The organism is Formosa algae, assembly GCF_001439665.1.
GTDB classification, from domain to species: Bacteria; Bacteroidota; Bacteroidia; order Flavobacteriales; family Flavobacteriaceae; genus Formosa; species Formosa algae.
In genome coordinates, this window is record NZ_LMAK01000014.1 from 60,971 (window position 1) to 81,411 (window position 20,441).

Here is a 20,441-nt window from a genome sequence, read left to right on the forward strand (position 1 = left end):
TATGCCAAAACCTAAGAAATCCTATACGTTTAGAAAGTTGATTAATGACCTGCATTTGTGGTTGGGTTTAGCTAGTGGCATTATACTATTTATAGTCTGTCTTACCGGTTGTATATTAACGTTTGAAACCGAATTGGTACAGTGGTTTGATGCGGAAGATCATTATGCAGCGCCAACGCATGCCCCTTTAGATTTTAATACGATTATAACCGATTTAGAACAGCAGGATACATTGGTAAAGGACTTTATTTTTTATGGTGAAGCCCATAGAAACTTACAATTCACATTAATAACCAAAGCCGAATTGCAAGCGAGTGGAGGCAAACCAGTACGAGGCAAATCGGTGACCATTAATCCGTATACAGGAGCAACTGTTCAGGCTACAGGACGCACAAAAGCATTTATGCATACGGTAGAAGCATTGCACCGCTATTTACTTTTAGATAAAACTTGGGGTCGTCCCATTGTAGGTGTGAGCACCATTATTTTTGTGTTTTTATGCTTGTCGGGACTGTTATTATGGTTCCCGAAAACACTTAAAAAACTAAAGAAGCGAAAGGCTTGGACACAAGGATTTACCATTAAAACCAAAGCGCATTGGAAGCGTTTAAATTACGATATCCATAATACGTTTGGGTTTTATGCTTTAGTACCGTTATTGCTTATGGGCTTAACCGGTTTATTGTGGTCGTTTACGTGGTATTATGACGGCTTGGAAGTGGTGCTGGGCGATCAGTTAGGGAAATCGAGATTTGAAACCACCATACCTTTAGCGCAAAATAATGCAAATGCCGGTATGGCAACTGTAAATTTATACACGCTGCTACAAAAGACCGATAGCATTTTACCGTATTCTAATTATGCCACCCGAGTGACTTTACCCTTAAATCCGAATGAAAGTGTGATGATTAGAAAAATAAGTGGAGATGCTTTGGCGTTTAACGCTGCCGATAAGCTTCAGTTTAATCCGTATACCAATAGCTTAATTTCGGCGACCTACTTTAAAGATGAATCTTTTGGATCTAAAGTTGCGGGTTTAATACGCGGGATACATGTGGGGAATTTTGCAGGAGGTTTAACCCAATGGATTTACTTTATTTGTTGTTTAGTCGCCACCTCATTACCCATAACAGGTACCTTAATTTGGTTTAATAAGAAGAAGAAAGCATAGAACGAAGTTTTAAGTATGGACATAAAAAAAATCCGAACGCAAGTTCGGATTTTTTTATATAGATGTTGCACTACTTATTTGATTTCAATAAGTTCTAAATCGAATACTAAATCTTGACCAGCAAGTGGGTGATTTCCATCAACTACAATATGGTCGTCTTGAATATCTACCACTCTAAATTGGTGTTCTCTACCATCTTCACTTTTAGAGGTTAATCCCATACCTACTTCAGGTTTCACATCTGGAGGTAACTGTTCGTTTCCTACTTTGTGAAATAACTGTTCGTTAATGTCACCGTATGCGTTTTCCTTTGCAATTTCAACTGTTTTTTTCTCATTTACTTTCATATCAATGATCGCGTTTTCAAAACCAGGAATTAACATGCCCTGACCAATAGTAACTTCTAAAGGTTCACGCTCTAAAGAACTATCGAATACACGACCGTCGTTTAATTTTCCTGTGTAATGCACTTTCACTGTGTCATTTTCTTTTACTTGACTCATACTATAGTTTTAATGTTTAATAAAAAAACAAAGCTAGGACTTTCTAAGGGAAGCACACAGTTTATAGGCTAAAAGTCTGAAAATTAAGAAAGGTTTAACGTTACTTTATACAATATCAGTGTTTTAGTTACGTTTTTATCCTTTTATAATTCTAATAAACCCTAGTTGTGCTGATTAGCGTTTTAAAGCTCCAGAGGTGTCGCCGCCCATAAGGCTAGTTACATTATCTAAAGACGCCATATTTACATCGCCCAAAATGGTATGCTTTAAAGCACAAGCCGCCGATGCAAAGTTAAGGGCATCTAAATCGTCTTCATAATGCAATAATCCGTAAATTAATCCAGCAGCAAAGGCATCGCCAGTTCCCACACGATCAATAACGTGAGAGATTTCGAATATTTCAGTTTTAATATATTCTTTTCCGGTCCAAATACGGCCTTGAATTTCTTGTTCGGAGGCGCTAATCGATTTACGTTTTTTTCCCACAACTCGCTTAATTCTAGGGAATTCATCCATAAGGGCTTTAGCAGAATCTTTAAATTTTCCGCCAGCGTCTCCAAGACCAAACATTTCGTTAATCCCACGCGGACTCGTAATCACGATATCGGTATGTTGTACCAATTCAGGCATGACCTCTTGCATGGTTTTACCATATTTCCACATGTTCTTTCTCGAGTTGATATCTCCAGAAACCATAATGCCCATTTTGTTCGCCGTTTTAATAGCCTCTAGACAACATTGAGCTGCGCCTTCAGAAATGGCTGGGGTAATTCCCGTCCAATGAAACCAGTCGGCATCTTTAAGCACGTCTTCCCAATCTACCATTCCAGGTTGTATTAAAGAGAATGCAGAACCTTCTCTTTCGTAAACCACAACGCTAGGTCTGTGTACCGCACCTTTTTCTAGAAAATACATGCCTAATTTATTATCGCCATATATAATTTGATCGGAACTTAACCAGTTCTTACGTAAAAATTGAGTCGCCGCTCTACCAATGGCATTATCTGGAAAACGCGTCATGTGAGCTGCCTTCATTCCCAAATACGCACACGATATGGCAACGTTGGCTTCGCCACCGCCATAGACCAATTCGAAAGAGTTGGCTTGTGAAAATTTCATATATCCAGGAGGCGATAAACGCATCATGACTTCTCCAAATGTTACTAGTTTTTTAGCCATATATTCAGTTTTATTGTATTAAAATGTTATGGTGTTACAGTGTGTTATTGACAGGTAAAAATAAGGATCTCCGAGTCCTTTAGTCAAGGAAATCCTGTATTTTATTTTTTAAATGTGGTTGTATGTGGTGTTAATCCTGCTCTGATGCCGTATCGGTTTCCGGTTCAGGCTTGGTTTTATTGTATTTGGTGTGTTTAATGTTTTTCTTCTCTAGTATGGCATAAAACTTACGTGGCGATATTTTTAAGTCTTTAGTAATGTCGCTCACTTTTTTCTTGCCTTTTCTGTAGAGTTTTAAATTCTCATTGACGTTTTTGTTGAAGTAATACGCTTTCAGTTTATCGAGTACTTGTAACTCGCTTAAATTTGTGCTCTGGGCGTAACTTTCGATTTCAGATTTAATCGTTTTTAATTGTGTATTCATACTTTTAGCTTTTAAGTGTTGCTAGGTTTTACAACACCGGGTTAATTAAGGGGTACAACAAATGTAATAAAAAATACGAGCTACGAAAATTCATACGGATTTCAACACCGCGACCTAACAGAAACCTATAGTTTAAACCACTGCAATTAGGCTTGGTTTTTATAGGGTTTTGCTATCCGCTTTCCTAAACTACAATATCACTGAAATCGGTTACTAAAGCTTCTAGCTATTAGCTGAACTTTGTCTCAAACAACAATTATACTTATGGATTTTAAAACAATGCTTCAATTACCTGTATTAGATACAACTGAAGTTTTAAACATACTTCAAGAGATAGCAGATCTAGAACGCCACAAAGAACGTCCGCAAATGCCACAAGTCACTATCAGTACAACGAATGATAGTGCAACTGGTTTTTTTGTAAACTACGATTCTGATAAACGCACTATTTTATTATGCGATATGTACGACCGTAAAGCACAGTTTCAGTACATCGCGTCTCATTCAGTATCATCAGTATCTATTAGAAATATAGAGGCTTATGGCTATTTGTTATCTGACGGTACTATATTATTTACACCAAGTGATGATGAGATACCGACTGTACTTCAGCTTAAAAAAGACATTAAAGCTTTAGAAGACGACGCCCAAAGCCTTTTAGGTAAGCCTTTAGCTATTAGCTATAATTATGAGGGTACTCCAGAAGATTTAGATAAATTTTACGCCTCTAAAGTTTTGACAGTATTACAAAATACTTTGTCTAAAATAGGAGCAGATCATCTTGCCAAAACTGCATTTACAGACGCAATTGCAAGTCTTAATTTTACATTAGGTAAAGACAATACATCCGTTTTAAATCAAGATGTATTAACCTTGACTATAGATACCACTAAAGGCTTAAAAAGTTTCCCTAAAGCGGCACAATTACAAGAACAGATAGAAACATTCCTATAATTTAAAAAAATAACAATATGCAAGACTCTAATGTAGTAAGCCAAATAGAATTAATAATTAGAAAAGATAGCAGCACAGCACAAACGTTTATATTAAGTCAGTGTGATTATAATTTTAATATGGATTTTTATGCTGATGAAAGACGTCCTATAGATGTGAATTTCTCTGGAACGACAAAAATGGTAAACGATCCGTTATTTATTCAATGGATTTCTAATCAGGAAGGCGATTGGTCTGGATCTGCAAAAATTTACCATAAAAACCAAGATAAACCGTCGATTGCTTTAGTGTTTGATAAAGCCACAGTGGTGACTTTTAGTCAGTCGTTTTCTGAATATAATGCCCATAGCGACGCGTATTTTAGTATGATTTTAAAAGGAGTGACCTTTAACGACGTAAAATTGGACTAAATTATAAATAGGTTTAATACCAAAAAACGCCTTTAAGATAAATGTCTTAAAGGCGTTTTTTTTTGTTTGAGCTTTAGTGCTATACAGACATAAAAAAAGGAAAACAAATATGTTTTCCTTTTTTTATCTTGTTGGCGCAGACACCTTTATTTTTGGTACTACAAATTGTTTTCTAAATATTCACGGATGTTTAAATCTATAAAATATCCGCTATGGTGACCACCCCAACATGCGGTAAGTGAAAACACACCATCTTCTAATTTTAATTCTTTTTTGGCTTCTGCTCCCTCATTAGGAATACAATACACTTCAATCGTGTTTACTCCCTCTTGAACGGCTTCTTGTCCCATCTCGTCTTTACAAACTTCTCTTAATCCATCTGTTAGACGTTGTAAACATACGCTTGGTACAAATTTTATATAGTCTAATTCAAAAGTATCCCAATTGATGTTAATTGGCACTGCTTTTCCAACGATGTCATTAATCTCTTTTTGGTAATTTTCTAAATATTGATCTTCTATAGATTTGGCAGCTCTTTTTTCTTGTAATCCCATGGTCGTTTTTTTAAGTATAGGTTATATACCCAAAGGTATTTTAAGCGCTTCATTTTATAACACCTCGTTTAAGTGAATGTATAAATTCACGGAATTCAGGGAGGGTCTAGATTGGGGTTAATTCTAATTTTATACGATGATAATTTAAGCCTATGAAATTTACAATACTAACAGTTATTTGTCTTGTCATTATAATGTGTATCGTTTTTGGGTGTGCCCAATATATTGGTATTCCTAAAAAGAAAGCCGCTGCTAATTTAGAAGCCTATTTGCAAAGACAATATCACGGGAAGTTGGTGTTTAGTGATTTAAGTCTGTTTTTTAATGCCGCAACCATGGATCCTAATATGTACGGTATGCTTATTTATGATAAGGACATTCCTGAAATTGCGTTTTACACCCATCTTAATCTGAAACATATATTAGAAAACGACACGTTGCCCATGTACCCTATAGCGGACAAAAAGACTGTAGATGGTTTATACAAAGATGCTGTGATGCGTTATAATACAAGACAAGCCGTGATTGCCGATTTTATAGACGATATTCCTGAAATAACATTTTCAACAGAAACCATTAGTTTAGACGTTAAGCGCGATATAGAACCACAGGAATTATACGCCTTAATAACGCGTTTTATTGATAGATTAAATCAATCTTTTAGGGAATTAGATACGGCTTTTCAATTTCATTTACTCCTTAAAACAGTGACACATCCAGAAGGGTTTGTAACTATTCCGTTAGAGATAGAAGATAGTAAATGGCAAGCAAAACCGATGGTATTGTCTGAAAAAGCAGTTGGTTTTGAACGTTTAAAATCCATGATCTTAGAACATATACAGGCTAAATTGGACACACCATATCCGTATTATAAACCTACTGAACACAATAAAATATATATAGATAAATCGACTTTATCTAGAGGTGCTTGGTTGCAATATTTGGATGATACACGGATTGTAAATAACGGAAAAGGGAAGTGGAGAAATCCGCAAACAGGATTGTATGTGGTGTATTTTGATTTAGAGACGCAATTTATTTATCGCGGTGAGTTATTAACCAATGAGAATGATACAACATCTTACCGTGAAGAATTAATGCAAATTATAAGCACGATAGAGGCGGAGGGTATTAAAACCAAATAAGAAAGAACATATAAACCTTAAAAAGTTCATATAACATCGGCTTGTATTTTAGAGTTCAAGCCGATGATTATATTAATCGAATAAGCCCGATTCTATGGCGTATTTTACCGCTCCAGTTGTGGTTTTAGAGCCGGTCTTTAACAGAATGTTTTTACGATGTGTTTCTACTGTATTCACAGAAATAAAGAGTTTTTCTGAAATTTCTTTAGACGTGAGTTCATCTCCTAAAAGTGCTAACACTTCTTTTTCGCGAGGCGACAGTTCGATGTTTTTATATTTTTTACGTTCAAAGACGCTTTCCATATAACGTTGCTTAATCACTTCAGAAAAATACTGTTCATTATCTAAAACGGTACGTACCGCTTTTTGTAATTCTTCTTTACTGGTAAATTTAGGTACAAAACCATCGGCGCCTTTTTGGATGACTTTATGTACGGTTCTGTGATTATCTAACATGCTTAGCATGATAATTTTTACCTCGCTATGTTTTTTCTTAATCTCGGTGAGTAATTCTATACCATCCATTTTTGGCATGCTAATATCACTGATGATTAAACCTATTTCAAATTGATTGAGTAACCGAATCACTTGCTTGCCTTCAGTCGCTAAATGCACGTCTCCAACCTCTTCCATATCGCTTAAAATGGTATTTATACCTTCAAGAAACATTAGATGATCGTCTGCTATAATGATGTTTGTCTTTTTCACAATTTATATATGTATTGGAATGTCTATAGTAATAGAAGTGCCGCGGCCCGGACTACTATCGATCTCGATAGTTCCTTGTACTTTTTGCAAGCGCTCTTTAATATTACGAAGTCCAATTCCTTGTTTTTTATTTTTTTGAAAGCCTTTACCGTCATCATTAACCACTATGTTTAAATGATCTTCATGTCGGGTAAGCTGTACATCGACATGAGTGGCTTCGGCATGTTTTAGAATATTATTGATGAGTTCCTGAACAATACGATAAGCATCGGCTAATAATACTTCTGGGAGCTGATCGATGTCTTCTTCAGGAAAGAAAAAGGTCTGAATTTGGATAGCCGATTTTTGTGTAATCTGATCAATAAAGTCATTTAAAAAACTGGTAAATCCTATTTTAGAAAAGGATAACGGATGTAATTGATGCGATAGGCTACGCACATCTACACAGGCATTACTAATGGCGGTGGCGATGCGTTTAGATTGAAAATCGTTATTGTGTTGCTCTGAATAATGTTCGAAAGCTATTTTTATGCTGGCCAAATCACTTCCAATACCATCGTGAATTTCTCGAGCAAGTCTGGAGCGCTCTTCATCTTGGCCTTCTTGATACCGCTCAATCACAGAGAGTTTATGATCGTTTATCATCTGATTAATCTTCTGCTTGGCGTTTTCTTCTTGTTGCAGACTCAATTCTTTTTGAACCCGTAAACGCTTGACGTAAGAGAGTCTCAAAATAATTAAGGTGATTAATACTAAGATAAATCCGGAGATGAGTGCATTTCTAACTAAGCGTTGACGTTTAACCGTCAGTTCTGCTTTTTGCAATTCCGCTTCACTTAATTTCTGTTCTTTTTCTAACAGCTGTATTCGCGCTTCTTTTAATTGCGTTTCGTAGCGTTCCTGAATATTTGCGACATATTTTTCTTTGTCCAGCGTATTTTGTTCCGCAACACTAGTCACTCCTTTTTGGTAATATTCTAATGCTTTTTCATAATTCTGCTCTTCTTGATAAAGTTGCGCCAGGTTTTTGTAAATATCCGATTTATAACGTGATAGAGATTGTTCCTCACCAATGGCTAAGGCCCGCTGAAAATACCTGATGGCCGAAGAGGTATGTCCTAATTTGGTTTCGCAAAGTCCCAGGTCGTTTAATACAATGGTGATATCAGAATTAAATTTTAGCTCTTCTAACAAGGCCAATGTTTTCTTTAAAGCCACTACAGCTTCCTCGCATTTTCCTTCTTCAACTAACATTTGCGAGAGGTTAATATTCACATAAGCGACCACGGCTTTATTGCCCTCTTTTTCACGATATCCTAAAACCGTATTGTAATGTTTACGGGCTTCATCAAATTTACCTTCTTCTTTCTGAATATTAGCAAAATTGAATAGGGTAGTAAGCACCCCATCATCATCGCCGATTTCGCGATAGAGATTAGCGGCACGATCTAGATTTTCAGCCGATTTTTTATACTTCTTTTGAAGCAGGTAAAGCGTCGCAATATTTTGATATGCATTGGCTTCTTGGACTTTATTATTTGTCTGTTCAGAATAACGCAAGCACTCCATAAAATTGTCGATGGCTTTTGGGTATTCGCCTAAATTTTTATAGGCTGTAGCTATAATGTTGTAGCAGGCTGCCAAACCCTTTTCTATCTCTAGTTTTTTTAGAAGCGTAATGGCATCGTTGGTATAAGCTATGGTATTTTTATAGTCGCCAGTAATATTACTCAGATTTCCTAAGGCATATAGCGCTCTCACTTCTTGGAGTTCTAATTGCAATTCTCTGCTCCCTTCAAGCCATTTTACAGCAGCGCGCTTAGCCACTTGTGGTTGCGTATATACACTGTTATAATATATAGCTGAAAGTGAATCTAATACGGCGGTCTGTTCTGCATTTTGTGCAAAAGATAGGCCATGTACTCCTAAAAAAAGGAGAATAGAGAATGTAAGATGTGTTGTAAATAGCTTCATTAAATACTGTAAACTTAAGACCTTTATACGAAATAAGCACGCCTTAGTTCAGATTTGATGTCTTTTAATGTGTTTAATTCATCGTTTTCAAATTCGACCTCCATTTTAGAAAGTTGCTCGAGTAAATTATGATGTAAAAATAAATCATCTTTACTATATGTGTTTGCAATTTCTAAATGCTCTAATAAAGCTTGTGCTGAAGGCTGATCTTTACTTAAAAACATGGCGTTGTATTTGATGTAATTTGGTATGTTTTCTACCCCTTTTGATGCTTCTTTTAAGACTGTTAATAGCACATGATATTCGTCTTTTTCAAATTGAAAAAAAGAGTAATCCGGATAGTGTTGTAATAACTGTTGATAGGCACTATAACTTTCATGATATCGCTTTTCCGAATGTAAAGCTCTAGCATAATCAAAACCCAGTTTCCAATCCTTAGCTTGAGGCACTTCATTTTGAATATATTCATTAAGTGCAAGAGTTGGTGTTATATCGTCAAAGTTTTCGTCGGCACACGACAGTGCTAATTTTAAATAATAGGCTTTGTTTGTCGCTTGTTCTGCGGCCAGTTTTAAAGCTTCTGAACCAGCTGTAAAATCTCTTAACATCCAGTAAATAAAGCCGTTGTTTCTGTGTTCTAGAAACGTTGTAGGATTATCTATTAGCTGGGCTGTTGAAACGGCTTCTAAATCTTCTGGTTTTGCTAAAAAATCGTAAAAACAAATCCACTGAAATACCGTATATAACTCTGGAGCCAATTGTTCTTGCTCGTAATTATATATCGCATATTTGTGAGCTTCTTTATAATCTCCCATTTCTATAAGGGCTTCAACACACATATTCATGGTGCTACAATAGTCCGAATCACCTATCTGATAATAATTAATTTCAGAATACATATCTTCAAAAAACGCGGTGTAGTTCTGATTGTGTTTATGAATTATCATGCGTAAGTTATACAACCAAGGCGCGTAGGAATGTTGCGGTAGCGGAAAATCGGCTAAAGCTTCATTAATCACCTCGTGGGCTTCATCCAATCTGCCTAATTTCACTAAGGCACGCGCTTGAAAAAATAAGGTTTTAAGCGTTGGTGTTTGTCTTCTATGAAACTGTACAACAATATCTAAAATGCCTTGCCAGCTTTCAATCCTGCTATTCACTTCCAATAAATAGAATAAATACTCACTCATCCGGAGTCCGTTTCTAAAGGCTTCGTGATAAGCTTGTCCGGTCTCGTTATAATTTTGATTAAAGAAAAACGACTTCGCTTTTAAAACTAAAAGTAAGGGGTTTTTAGGATTTAAAGCTAGTCCGCGTTCGACACAAATTTCAATGGTTTTCTTGTTTTTTGAATAATAGTAAGCCGAGTTTCCTATCAATTCATATTGGTGTTGGGCCAATTGCCAACCCGAGTGTGCTAAGGCATGCATATAGGTTTTATAGTCTTCAAAACTCGTGTAATCTTCTTCTGGGAATTCCGGCTTTGAAGGTGCTCCTAAAATTTGAGACACCATATCGTACATCATAAAAGATTTAGCATAATCTGCTAATAGCATGCGTGTGGTATCGGCCAATTCTAGATGGCGCCATTCTGTAATCCACAGATTTTTATTTTCAGACGATTTGTTCTCCCATAAGGCCACGTGGATGCGCGCTAAATCCTGACTTTTTTGGTCTAAGCGTTCATCTAATAACACTCCTTTTAAAACCTTTATATTATGAGTGTTAGAGGCTAATTGTAACAATTCCTCTGCATTGGCTTCTTCGGTAGTTTCGCATAAGTGTTCCAATTGTTCAGACTCAATATCCCAAAGTAACAATCGTGCTTCTGTTAAAGCGGGATAACATTCTAGTACATATTTTAGCACTAAAATGGCTTCAGAATAGCGTTTGTCGTGTTGTAATTTTAGAGCATAGTGCAGGTGTAACGTTTCGTTATACGGGTATAGCATTAATGCTTTTTCGTACAAAGCTTCGTCACATAAAGTATAGTAACTACACACATGTTCATAATCTGATGCCTTCGCTTCTCTGATGTTTTCTAAAGCCACAACATACGATTGTAATACCTCCATATTTACGATTTCGAAAGCTCCTACATATAACATATACAAGCGATAATAACGGGCATAATCGGTATAATGATCCTCGTCTAAAAACACTATAAGTTCCTGAATGGAATCCATAAGAGGTTGTAAAGGCCCATATAAATTGGCTTTATATAGGGCTTCTGCACGCTCAATTTGAGCAATAATATCTTGTCGTCTTGTTACACTCATTTGTTCCATGTTTTAAACCAATCGGCATGTTGTATATGTAAACGTTGGTAAGCTTCCCAAAGGGTAGAGGTACCAGGAAATGTACTTAGGTTTTGTTCGGTAATGCCTAAGACATATTCGTCTCCTAGACAGACATTACGATGAAATTCTCCCCAGCTTGAAAAGGTGTTTTTAATGATGGTGTTCGCGTCTTCTAAACGCAGTAGCATTTCGTCTAAATTCAAGAAACCTAAAACATAACCCAGACGCATTTGAAAAATATAAGTCGCCATTTCGTAGCCAATAAGCTTTTGGGTTTTTAGGCTAAAGCGGTATTTCCATACCATTTTATAAATGCCTTTAGTGTTTTGGTTGTCTTCGGCATTGTATTTCGCATCAAAGCTAGTGGTAGTATCCATACGGAATTCTAATGCTAATTTTTCGAATTTTTGCGACACCATTTGTCCGCTTTCATAACGCTGTAAACTGTTGCGTAAATGCAAACCAGATTTAATGCCATATAAACTCAAAAGGCGTTTGGCTTGCTTAACTTCCATCGGATCTTCTAGGTCGAATCCTGTCCAACTGCTTAAGTCGGCTTTATTATAATGTTTCTTCAATAGCAAGGCCGATAAATTTAATTGATCTTGTATTTCGGGTGTAATATTTTGTGTCATGTTCTATGCGTTTAAATCATCAACCACTTGTAATAATGCGGTTGATACTTCTGTTGAATAAGCTCCAGATTTTGCCATAGCTTGTAATCCCATACCGTATGAGGTAGACATTTTAGTGCCTTTGACAATATGTGCAAACAAACTTCTGCACAGTGTTCCATAGGTGTCTTGGTCGGTTCCTGGTGCTAAATTGGTGTCGAGTAAGGCCATATAAAGTGCCTGACTGAATCGGTTTTCCATGCCGGTTTCATCGGAACTTAACCATGTTTTTAATTCTTCTATATTTTCGTTGAAAAAAGCTAAAAGTTTGGTTTCGTATACGCCTGTATCTTTATACGTTTCTAAATTAGTAAGTAGCGCTTTTATGTAATGCTGATTCATTGTAATAGCATTCAAATTCGTATCAGATAATGGCATTGCATCATCTGTGTTTTTTGCTATTGTGACTGATTCTGTTGCGTGTTCTGGATTAGATTTTTCAGCGGTTGATGCTTCAGAATTTAAGACAAACTGACTATAACTTTCAATTTGATCATATAAAACATCATTACTGCTAAAACGAGAATCGTCGCTATTGCTGTATTCATACAGATAAGTGATGGTATTCAGATGAAGTTTTTCTGGCATTAATTCACCTAAGAAATCACTTAAATATGTTTCTATTTCAGTAGCTATACTAGTAAATATGGTGTTGGTTGTTTCTTTTTGTTTACAACGTTTATGAAAACTAATTACGCGTTTTACCAATCGGTCTAGAAAATAACCCACATCGTCTTTGTACGCATTAAAATACGTTGCCGTACGCACACCTTGTGTGGTTAAAACCGTTGTAACCCAAACGCCTTCCTGTTTATAACTGTAATAATAATCGCCCAAATAATTAAACCATGCCTGGATATTACTAAGGTTTAACGGACGATTTTCATTAATATAATGTTTGCGTGCAAATTGGTTACATAGGTCTACAATAGTGTCATCTAAATTTTTTAGTGCCCAAATTTCGTTTACGCGGGTAAAATTTCCGGGCTCTACACATAAGGTGAACAGGGTGTTTGCAATACACGGCATATGTTGTGCTTTAATAGCCTGGTTGGTGTCTCTTGCAGAATACGCCAATTCTAATAAATACACCTGTAAATCGTTTTGCTGTTCGGGTGTGTATATCTCAGATAAAACCTCGCGAGCATCGAAAAATGTGCGGACCAAAAATTGATTTAACGGATTTTTAAGTCCGAGTTTTAAATAATGTTGAAGCCACGTTTTTAAGTGTTCTTTAGCTAAAAAAACCTCTTTAATTAAAAAAGCACCGGTGACTTGAACCTCTTGATTCTGATAACGCATTACAGGAAGTGTGCCTTTACAATCTTCAATCAGTAATTTTGAAAACAAAGTGTTGTATGTTTCGGTTTGCGAAGCGATACCAGTTTTTGGGTGACACGTATCAAACCAAAACGGAATACATTGTAAAGGAAGCGCTTCAGCGGTATTGTCGCTTAAAATATGAATGCCATAGTCTTTAAAAGCTTCGGTGTAAAAATGACTTCCACCATCGGCAGAGAGCCATTGTATAAAACGTAAATAACAGTTGTCTAGTTGATCTTGCGGAATTGCCTTATCGCGATTATTGAATAATAACACATCTCCAGCGTCCCAAACTTTAGACGCTAAAGCGTTTATTAACGGATAGTTATTGTCGGAGGTTTTGATGTTGAGGAGTTCCAGACTTTTGACTTCACCAAAAATTAATCGCTCTTTTAAAGCATGGTGAGCATCTATTGCTACATTTAAATGGTCTTTATAAAATGTTGCAAGCGTGTTACTAAACCAGGGTAACATCAAATCGTAGGCACCTGTAACATATACACGCCCGACAGGTAACATGTGATGAAATTTTGAGATGAATGTATACCAATTAGTATCAAAAAAATGCGCAATAAAATCAGTGTCTATTTTAAACGGAAAAGCGCTTAGTTCATCTTCTGAATTGGTTACAGTGTATTGTCCTACCAATATTTGGTGTTGTAGACATTGCTGAATTAAAAAATCGGAATTCAAAACATCTCGAATATCGAAAATGCTATCAATTAAAAATCGAGTAATAGGAAGCGAAGCCTTAGAGGTGCTATGTACAAGTGTTTTTAAAACCAGAAACAATTGCGTTTTTAAACCATCTGAAATGGCATCTGACTGTAAATAACTCAGACTGAATTTCAAAAATTTGACAAGTGTATTCGTGCTTTTTTCATCTGGATAAAAGCCGTGTTCTAGCAATGGAAGCCATGAAATTATAAATTCTAAACCGTGTTGTTCATTGGCATATATACTGGGATGAAAATAGATTTGCTGTGCTAAGTTTGCTGTGAAATTTGCAGTTAAACCATCTGAAACAGTACTGTTTGTAGCAGTTGTATAAACCTCTAGATGTGTGGCATTCACCAATTCTAAAACAGTAATAAAGGCTTTAGTTTCAGAAGCGTCTAAAGATGCTATATGTATTTTGGGTAGGATGTATTCTTTAAAAATCGCAGACATGTGCTGGGTGTTATTCAAATTAGTTGTGCTATGTTATTCGGTTTTCCAGACGTTAGGCTTTATAAAACCATTCATGGTCTTCAATATCAGTTGTGTTGTCTATTAAACTTCTCAAAAATGTATTGAGGTCTTCAGCTTCGATATATCCAATCTCTTGGTCGGCACCAAAACGTATAATCTGCCCCGCTGTACCTTTGGTGTTAGGAGCAAAATCGAAGGCTAAAAAATTGCCGTTTTGTAAATCGAAAAACGGAATCCAATAGGGCGTGGTGTACATTAATAATGCTTTTCCCGTGTTGGTAGAGTAGGTGTTAAATAGCTCTTCCTGCGTCCATTCGTCGTACACATTTTTCCATTCTTTCCACTCATTATAGATGTCTTCGGCACCCATTATGGCGCAACGTTCAATGCCGTTATGTAGACTTAAATAATCTTTAATAAGTTGTGGAAACGGAAAGCCCGATTCAGCTTCAAAAGTCGCATATAGGGCATCATTGTTATGAGGCGGATTGATTGATAATCCTTTTTCTGTCACTAAAGCAATAAAAGATTGTGCTAATTCTTTCATATCAACTTGAGCTTTTAGCTGAATAAAAGGGGCTAAAAAATCATTTTTTTCTTTAGCTAACCGCTCTGCTATAAATTGATTAGGAATACAATGATCTATAAAAGTACCGGTGTGGTCTTGAAACGTAAAAGACTTAAAATTAGAGAGGGGTTGCGAACTATAACCATTCGTACTAAAGGTATACACTGATGCGGTAGGGGTTTCATCTTCTTCATTATGAATAACCGAAAACCATGTTTCAAATTTTGGTGTATGTTCTATTTCAAACGTAAAAATAGTTTTGTCCTCTAAATACGCGATGCCGTAGAATTTATGAATAGAATCATTGTCGGGTGTAATAAATAAAAGCTTGAATACAGACTTCCCCGATGCTTTTTCTGTAGCTTCTAAAAGGGCATCTCTAAACGTGAAACTATTGCTGTAATGTGTGGCATCTTTTAGAGCGGGTAGGGTGTCAATTAAAAGGATTTTAAAATTGAAATCTTCCCAATTCATCTGTTTTACGTGATCTGAATACGCGGTAATATGACTCATTTATTCCTGTTTTTTAATACCGCTAAGATACTTGTGAAGCCTGAAATCCTTATCCCTGAAACTAATGATTTTAAAAAATGAAGAGGTAAATTTAAACTGTAATTTTGCTTTTTAGAGTGTGTTCTAGTACTTGAAATTGATCTGATTCAATTTGACTGATTGGAAATTTGATCTTTTTTTCTTTTTCATTCGGATTCTGATAGGTGATGACTATGATTTTTTTCTCGACAGCATACGACTTTAATGCACTATAAGCTACGTTTTTTTTGCCTATTATACCTGCTTGAAACACAAAATGCTTTTCGAAAAATGTAAAAACTTTAAGGTTTTTATTGAAGATATATAGTGTGCTAAATAGTATTGCCAATCCAATAGGCATACCTGGTATGGTTGATGTTGCTTGTAGGGCTATTATACTTATTGCTCCCATAAACAGTGCAAAATACAAGGGTTTGTTTTTTGCGCTCGAGCTTAATCCGATTTCAGTTTCTATTTTATTCATAATGTAATTTTTTAAATTTTTCTGCTTCTATGTGCTCTACTATTTTTCTAACACCTATTATACCAACAAGACCAATAGGAATAAATAGCACACTCCCAATACAAAATATAATACTCCCAATTTTAGCTTGGTTACATTGCATGACGATAAAGCCTATATAACACATTATTAGGGCTATAATCATGACAATATCTAAGCCTTTATATGCCTCTGTAAAATAAATAAAAGCTGTAATTAGGGTATTAATTAAGATGCCAATACTAGTAAGAGTATTTACTTTCATTATTTAATTCTATTTTTTTATATGGTTTGTATTTGGGTGTGATTTAAGTATATTATTGTGATAGTGTCTTAACACACTCTCGTTTAGGGCCGTAACTGCCGTAGACGATTTTAAATGTGGTATCTAATTTTTGAAGTAGATTTTTATAAGAAAAATCAGGTAATTGGTCTAGGCAAGTCAGTACGAAATGCTTTTGAATATTCATGTTTTGATGATGCATGGCATCGCAACTCAAAGCATAATTGAGCAATTCAGAATCTAAAGCTTGGGTTCTAAATACACCCTGAAACTCATTCGTTACGTTGGCTTCATTTTCATTATTCTGAAGTTTGACCGTTTCTGTATTAGACATGGGGCCATTACCGTGACGCGTTTGGTAACAGCGCGATACATAATAAATGTCGATGTCTGTAATGTGTTTTAGATGAGATTTAATAAGTTGAATTGCATTTTTAGAGGTCGTATAACTCCAAGTGGTATGCGGATGAAACCCATGTTGAGTATCGAGTAAAATCCCCTGACTCCCTTCAAAAATAAAATGCTCGAATGTTGTCGCTAAATCTGAAAGTGTGTTTACACTGTAGAACTTCTGAATTGCGACACAACTGTCTATAAAATAGGCTTCGTTATAATCTTTCAGTTCGTTTTTATAATAATCTTGTACCGATTTTGGCTGACTGTCTAGTTTGGTATCGTAATAAGTTTTAATGCTTTGTAACCGTTGTTGTAATACCCATGGGAACTGTAAATCGTTCGCATATAAAAAGACTTCGGCTTTATTCCTTTCAATAGTAGTTCCAAAACCTAAACCACAAGATCCGTGTTTTTGTTGCTTTTCGACGGCTCTATTATAAGCAATATCGTAAATGGTGGTTATCATGGCCAACGGATGTAAATACAATTTTGGCTGATAGGTTTTTAAGAATTCGCCTTCCTGTAAAATGGCTGGCGGAAATACCGTGGTATGCTCCGAATAATAGGTCGGCACGCCCAACAACGTCCCCGAACCAAAATTACTAAACGTATGTGTTAGCTTCTCAGTGCTTACGGTATGCCCAATTTGGTGTCCGCCAGAAAAGCGAATCACTAGACTGTGTTCAGGATGTTGCGATGCCAGAACATCGGTAGTTACCCCTTTTCCGGCATCGCCAAATCCTAAATCTATAACTAAGCTACACTTTGGCATTTATAGCATGTTTTCAACTTCAACATCTGTAGTACCAGAAGCTGTATTTGTGGTTTTGGTCGTCGTGCTTGGTTTATGGTTTTGAATGACCACCTCTGCAATGCGTTTTGCTACCGTTTTATAATCTGGAATGTCTATATAGTTATCACCTAAAAGTGTTTTCCAGTTTCCCTTGCGTTTTTCTTGTTTCGCCCATTCATTATGCTCTAAATGCATATGAAACACATTGTACTTGTCTTGAGCTTCAGCAATAATAGCCTCTGTGGTTATGGTTTCTGCTTCATCTGCATTGGTGTATCTTTTTATAATTTCTGCAGGAATGGTTGGGAATACAGGTTCGTCTCCAATCGTAAATAAAAAGCCTTTTTGTTGTCGTTTTTCCCAGCAATCGATAGATGTATGACGTGCCGCAAACAAATGGGCTAGATTGTAACCTTCTTGATTATTTCCACCACCACCGCCTTCTAGGTATACGCGGGTTAACCAACGGTCTAATAATTCGGCAGACGATTCAAATTGTCCTACTTGTATAGGGGCACTATCATAAATAAAATCGCCAATCCCTAAAAATAACACTTGCGGATCTTCAATTCCAGCTTCCATTAACGAGCCAATAAGGTCTGGCAAGGCTTCTTTTACAATATGTTCTGGAACAAACCCCATACTTCCGGTAACATCTAAAGCGACTATAATAGATACGGTTTCTGGATGTTCTTCAGAATCTCTAGACTCTCTAAATACCACATTTGATGGATCCATTTCTGGATCTATGTGTCGAGACGTAAAAATTTCTTCTCTAGATTTATTGCTGTAGTCTTTAGATCTTCTTAATTTAGAATATGCATCATGACTAAATCTTCCTCCTCCCATAATTATAATTCGTTTATTATTCCACCAAATAAGTACGTATATCGCTTTTTGGCTAATTCTAGTTTTATTTCTAAGTTTCTAATTTTTACAGACATCTCTAAGTCTTTTGAGACATAATCTTTCGCATCAAAATCGGATGCTAACACCAAACTATTGGCATCTGTGGGACTCATATCTAGCATGTTTTCTTGTTCGCGTTTTAGGCGTTTTAAAGACAAGGCTAAATCTTCTGTTTCGCGTTTGTACATCAGCTGTGCATCTTCTGCTATAGCGCTAGCGCGATCGTCTCTTATTTTTTCGTTATTGCGTTTTAAAGACTCTAAAAACGCAGCACTTTTAACTTGATCTTCCATAAAAAAAGGTTTTCAACAAAGTTAAAAGTCGTCTCTATGCATTTTATCCCTGAAAAGGGTGATTTTGTATTTGAGACATAAAATATTTCTTTTTAGTAATAAAAATCACTGATAACCGGCATATGTTTTTTTTATGTAGTTTTTATCTTTGATTTTCTAAAACGTATATATGATTACCATAGATTTATCTTCAACAGGACTTAAAATTAATACTACTGTGATTCAATTTCCAGTGTCTATAGACACTTTAAAACAGGCTTTTGGTGAAGCCTGCAGAATATCTAAAGGCAAACATAATACTGTTTTCACTTGGGACGATTCGGGAGTTTTAGCTTATTCTAGAGGTGGTGAACTGATTGAATCTCTAAGTGTGGTGTTGGCTTTACAGACGTATGATTTTAGTCCGAAACAGACCTTTACAGGTATATTTAATTACAATTATCGTGATATTGTTACCTATTATAAAACGCATGTAGATGAGCATATTAAACTTTTTGATGGTGATAATACGGGCGCATTAGTACAAGGAAATTATAGTGCTTGGTTTGATGCCGATAAAGACACTATTAAGACGATAGAGATAAGTACATATACACCATTTGTACGTTGGGCTGGAATTCCTGAAGATAAATATACCATTAAACCCATAGAAGAGGATGAGATTACCTTTGTAGATTTTGGGTTTAAACTCTCTATAATAGAAGAATTGATGTATATGAAAGGTTTGATGAAACCTCAGTTTGATATTCATGAATTTGCAAAGTGGTATAGAGGTCGCGAGATAGATCTTGATGAAGAAGGCTATGAGCCGATAGCAGAAGTAGAGCAATATTTTAAAGCTTTGCCTGTGCCGAAGCGTTTAGCTTCAGAAATCACAGAAATTTATCAAGATGGCGGAAACGATATTTATATGAATTTATCGCCTTTTTCTGGTGGTGCGGTGGAATATTGGGATATTAAAACTTGTGTTGATGCTAAACACTTTCCTAATTTAAAAAAAGTAACCTTATGCTATGCTACCGATGCTGCTTATGATGAATTTATAGCTCTGGGTATTGATGCCGATTGGTTATAAAATAGCTTATATTTAGCGTTATGATTCAGGAACTCTATCAAAAAGCCATTCAGTTTTCGGGAGAAAAACATAGTGAACAGAAGGTGCCAGGAAGTAATGCGAATTACGTGTTACACTTGTCTAATGTAGCTATGGAAGTACTTATGGCGTATCAAAACACCCTAGATTTCGATTTGGCATTTGCCATACAATTGGCACTTTTACATGATACTTTAGAAGATACATCTACGACTTTTAAAACGCTTGAAAAGAAATTTGGAATAGCGATTGCTGAAGGAGTAAGTGCTTTAACAAAAGATGAAACGTTACCTACAAAAACGGAACGGATGTTAGACAGTTTGAAGCGCATTAATACCTTAGAAAAAGAAGTGGGTTTGGTAAAGTTAGCCGATAGAATTACCAATTTACAACGTCCGCCAAAACATTGGAATACCGCCAAAATACATGCATATGGTGAAGACGCAAAACTGATTTACCAGCAGCTTCAAGATAAAAACACATATTTAGCAGATCGGTTAAAACATAAAATAGAAGACTACAAAAAGTACGTGGACTAAGGCGTACTTTTTTATTTTTAATTA

21 protein-coding genes are annotated in these 20,441 nt (G+C 36.0%); 6 read left to right on the top strand and 15 right to left on the bottom strand.

Annotation, left to right across the window (positions count from 1 at the left end):
• The first annotated feature begins 1 nt into the window (after window position 1).
• Window positions 2-1,171, top strand: coding sequence for a PepSY-associated TM helix domain-containing protein (locus AST99_RS05200; protein ID WP_057779891.1), 1,170 nt, complete (start codon window positions 2-4; stop codon window positions 1,169-1,171).
• 74 nt (window positions 1,172-1,245) lie between these two features.
• Here the strand turns inward: AST99_RS05200 and AST99_RS05205 are convergent, their stop codons facing one another.
• The 3 genes from AST99_RS05205 to AST99_RS05215 all read right to left on the bottom strand — a co-directional run bounded on the left by AST99_RS05205 (window position 1,246) and on the right by AST99_RS05215 (window position 3,277).
• Window positions 1,246-1,674 (bottom strand): FKBP-type peptidyl-prolyl cis-trans isomerase, encoded by a 429-nt coding sequence (locus tag AST99_RS05205; protein WP_057779894.1) that lies wholly within the window; start codon window positions 1,672-1,674, stop codon window positions 1,246-1,248.
• A gap of 174 nt (window positions 1,675-1,848) precedes the next feature.
• A complete protein-coding gene (locus AST99_RS05210; protein ID WP_057779896.1) occupies window positions 1,849-2,853 on the bottom strand; it encodes a sugar kinase in 1,005 nt (334 codons plus the stop codon).
• A 130-nt stretch (window positions 2,854-2,983) separates the two neighbouring features.
• Window positions 2,984-3,277: a hypothetical protein gene (locus AST99_RS05215; RefSeq protein ID WP_057779898.1), complete on the bottom strand. Its 294-nt coding sequence runs from the start codon at window positions 3,275-3,277 to the stop codon at window positions 2,984-2,986.
• A 264-nt stretch (window positions 3,278-3,541) separates the two neighbouring features.
• Between AST99_RS05215 and AST99_RS05220 the strand changes: the two genes are divergently transcribed.
• A complete protein-coding gene (locus AST99_RS05220) occupies window positions 3,542-4,231 on the top strand; it encodes a hypothetical protein (RefSeq protein WP_057779900.1) in 690 nt (229 codons plus the stop codon).
• 17 nt (window positions 4,232-4,248) lie between these two features.
• Window positions 4,249-4,641 (top strand): hypothetical protein, encoded by a 393-nt coding sequence (locus AST99_RS05225; protein ID WP_057779902.1) that lies wholly within the window; start codon window positions 4,249-4,251, stop codon window positions 4,639-4,641.
• Window positions 4,642-4,799: 158 nt separating this feature from the next.
• On the opposite strand, the gene AST99_RS05230 is transcribed toward AST99_RS05225, so the two are convergent.
• Window positions 4,800-5,195: a hypothetical protein gene (locus AST99_RS05230; RefSeq protein WP_057779904.1), complete on the bottom strand. Its 396-nt coding sequence runs from the start codon at window positions 5,193-5,195 to the stop codon at window positions 4,800-4,802.
• A 152-nt stretch (window positions 5,196-5,347) separates the two neighbouring features.
• Here AST99_RS05230 and AST99_RS05235 point away from each other — a divergent pair, with 152 nt between their 5' ends.
• Window positions 5,348-6,340, top strand: a complete 993-nt coding sequence (locus AST99_RS05235; protein WP_157486304.1) for a hypothetical protein — start codon at window positions 5,348-5,350, stop codon at window positions 6,338-6,340.
• 72 nt (window positions 6,341-6,412) lie between these two features.
• Here AST99_RS05235 and AST99_RS05240 read toward each other — a convergent pair whose 3' ends face one another.
• From AST99_RS05240 to AST99_RS05290, 11 genes are all read right to left on the bottom strand, one after another.
• Window positions 6,413-7,048: a response regulator transcription factor gene (locus AST99_RS05240; RefSeq protein WP_057779908.1), complete on the bottom strand. Its 636-nt coding sequence runs from the start codon at window positions 7,046-7,048 to the stop codon at window positions 6,413-6,415.
• Window positions 7,049-7,051: 3 nt separating this feature from the next.
• On the bottom strand, window positions 7,052-9,022 hold the full coding sequence (locus AST99_RS05245) for a tetratricopeptide repeat-containing sensor histidine kinase (protein WP_057779913.1): 1,971 nt from the start codon (window positions 9,020-9,022) through the stop codon (window positions 7,052-7,054).
• 23 nt (window positions 9,023-9,045) lie between these two features.
• The gene (locus tag AST99_RS05250) at window positions 9,046-11,301 is read right to left on the bottom strand and encodes a tetratricopeptide repeat protein (protein WP_157486305.1); all 2,256 of its coding nucleotides are present in this window, start codon (window positions 11,299-11,301) and stop codon (window positions 9,046-9,048) included.
• Window positions 11,298-11,957: a DUF1266 domain-containing protein gene (locus AST99_RS05255; protein ID WP_057779917.1), complete on the bottom strand. Its 660-nt coding sequence runs from the start codon at window positions 11,955-11,957 to the stop codon at window positions 11,298-11,300. Before AST99_RS05255 ends, AST99_RS05250 begins: the two co-directional genes overlap by 4 nt.
• Before the next feature lie 3 nt (window positions 11,958-11,960).
• Window positions 11,961-14,489 (bottom strand): hypothetical protein, encoded by a 2,529-nt coding sequence (locus tag AST99_RS05260; protein WP_057779921.1) that lies wholly within the window; start codon window positions 14,487-14,489, stop codon window positions 11,961-11,963.
• Window positions 14,490-14,541: 52 nt separating this feature from the next.
• The gene (locus AST99_RS05265) at window positions 14,542-15,591 is read right to left on the bottom strand and encodes an SMI1/KNR4 family protein (RefSeq protein ID WP_057779922.1); all 1,050 of its coding nucleotides are present in this window, start codon (window positions 15,589-15,591) and stop codon (window positions 14,542-14,544) included.
• Window positions 15,592-15,682: 91 nt separating this feature from the next.
• Window positions 15,683-16,093, bottom strand: a complete 411-nt coding sequence (locus AST99_RS05270; protein ID WP_057779926.1) for a hypothetical protein — start codon at window positions 16,091-16,093, stop codon at window positions 15,683-15,685.
• Window positions 16,086-16,376 carry a hypothetical protein gene (locus AST99_RS05275; protein WP_057779928.1) on the bottom strand — a complete coding sequence of 97 codons (291 nt, stop codon included), beginning with the start codon at window positions 16,374-16,376 and terminating at the stop codon, window positions 16,086-16,088. The genes AST99_RS05270 and AST99_RS05275 overlap by 8 nt, the downstream gene beginning before the upstream one ends.
• Before the next feature lie 52 nt (window positions 16,377-16,428).
• The gene (locus AST99_RS05280; protein WP_057779930.1) at window positions 16,429-17,562 is read right to left on the bottom strand and encodes an adenylosuccinate synthetase; all 1,134 of its coding nucleotides are present in this window, start codon (window positions 17,560-17,562) and stop codon (window positions 16,429-16,431) included.
• Window positions 17,563-18,432, bottom strand: a complete 870-nt coding sequence (locus AST99_RS05285; RefSeq protein ID WP_057779932.1) for a hypothetical protein — start codon at window positions 18,430-18,432, stop codon at window positions 17,563-17,565.
• Window positions 18,433-18,434: 2 nt separating this feature from the next.
• Window positions 18,435-18,785: a hypothetical protein gene (locus AST99_RS05290; RefSeq protein WP_057779934.1), complete on the bottom strand. Its 351-nt coding sequence runs from the start codon at window positions 18,783-18,785 to the stop codon at window positions 18,435-18,437.
• 169 nt (window positions 18,786-18,954) lie between these two features.
• Between AST99_RS05290 and AST99_RS05295 the strand changes: the two genes are divergently transcribed.
• Window positions 18,955-19,860 (top strand): DUF6892 domain-containing protein, encoded by a 906-nt coding sequence (locus AST99_RS05295; RefSeq protein WP_057779935.1) that lies wholly within the window; start codon window positions 18,955-18,957, stop codon window positions 19,858-19,860.
• Between the two features lie 20 nt (window positions 19,861-19,880).
• Complete coding sequence (locus AST99_RS05300; RefSeq protein WP_057779937.1) at window positions 19,881-20,417, top strand: HD domain-containing protein; 537 nt, start codon at window positions 19,881-19,883, stop codon at window positions 20,415-20,417.
• Window positions 20,418-20,441 lie beyond the last annotated feature (24 nt).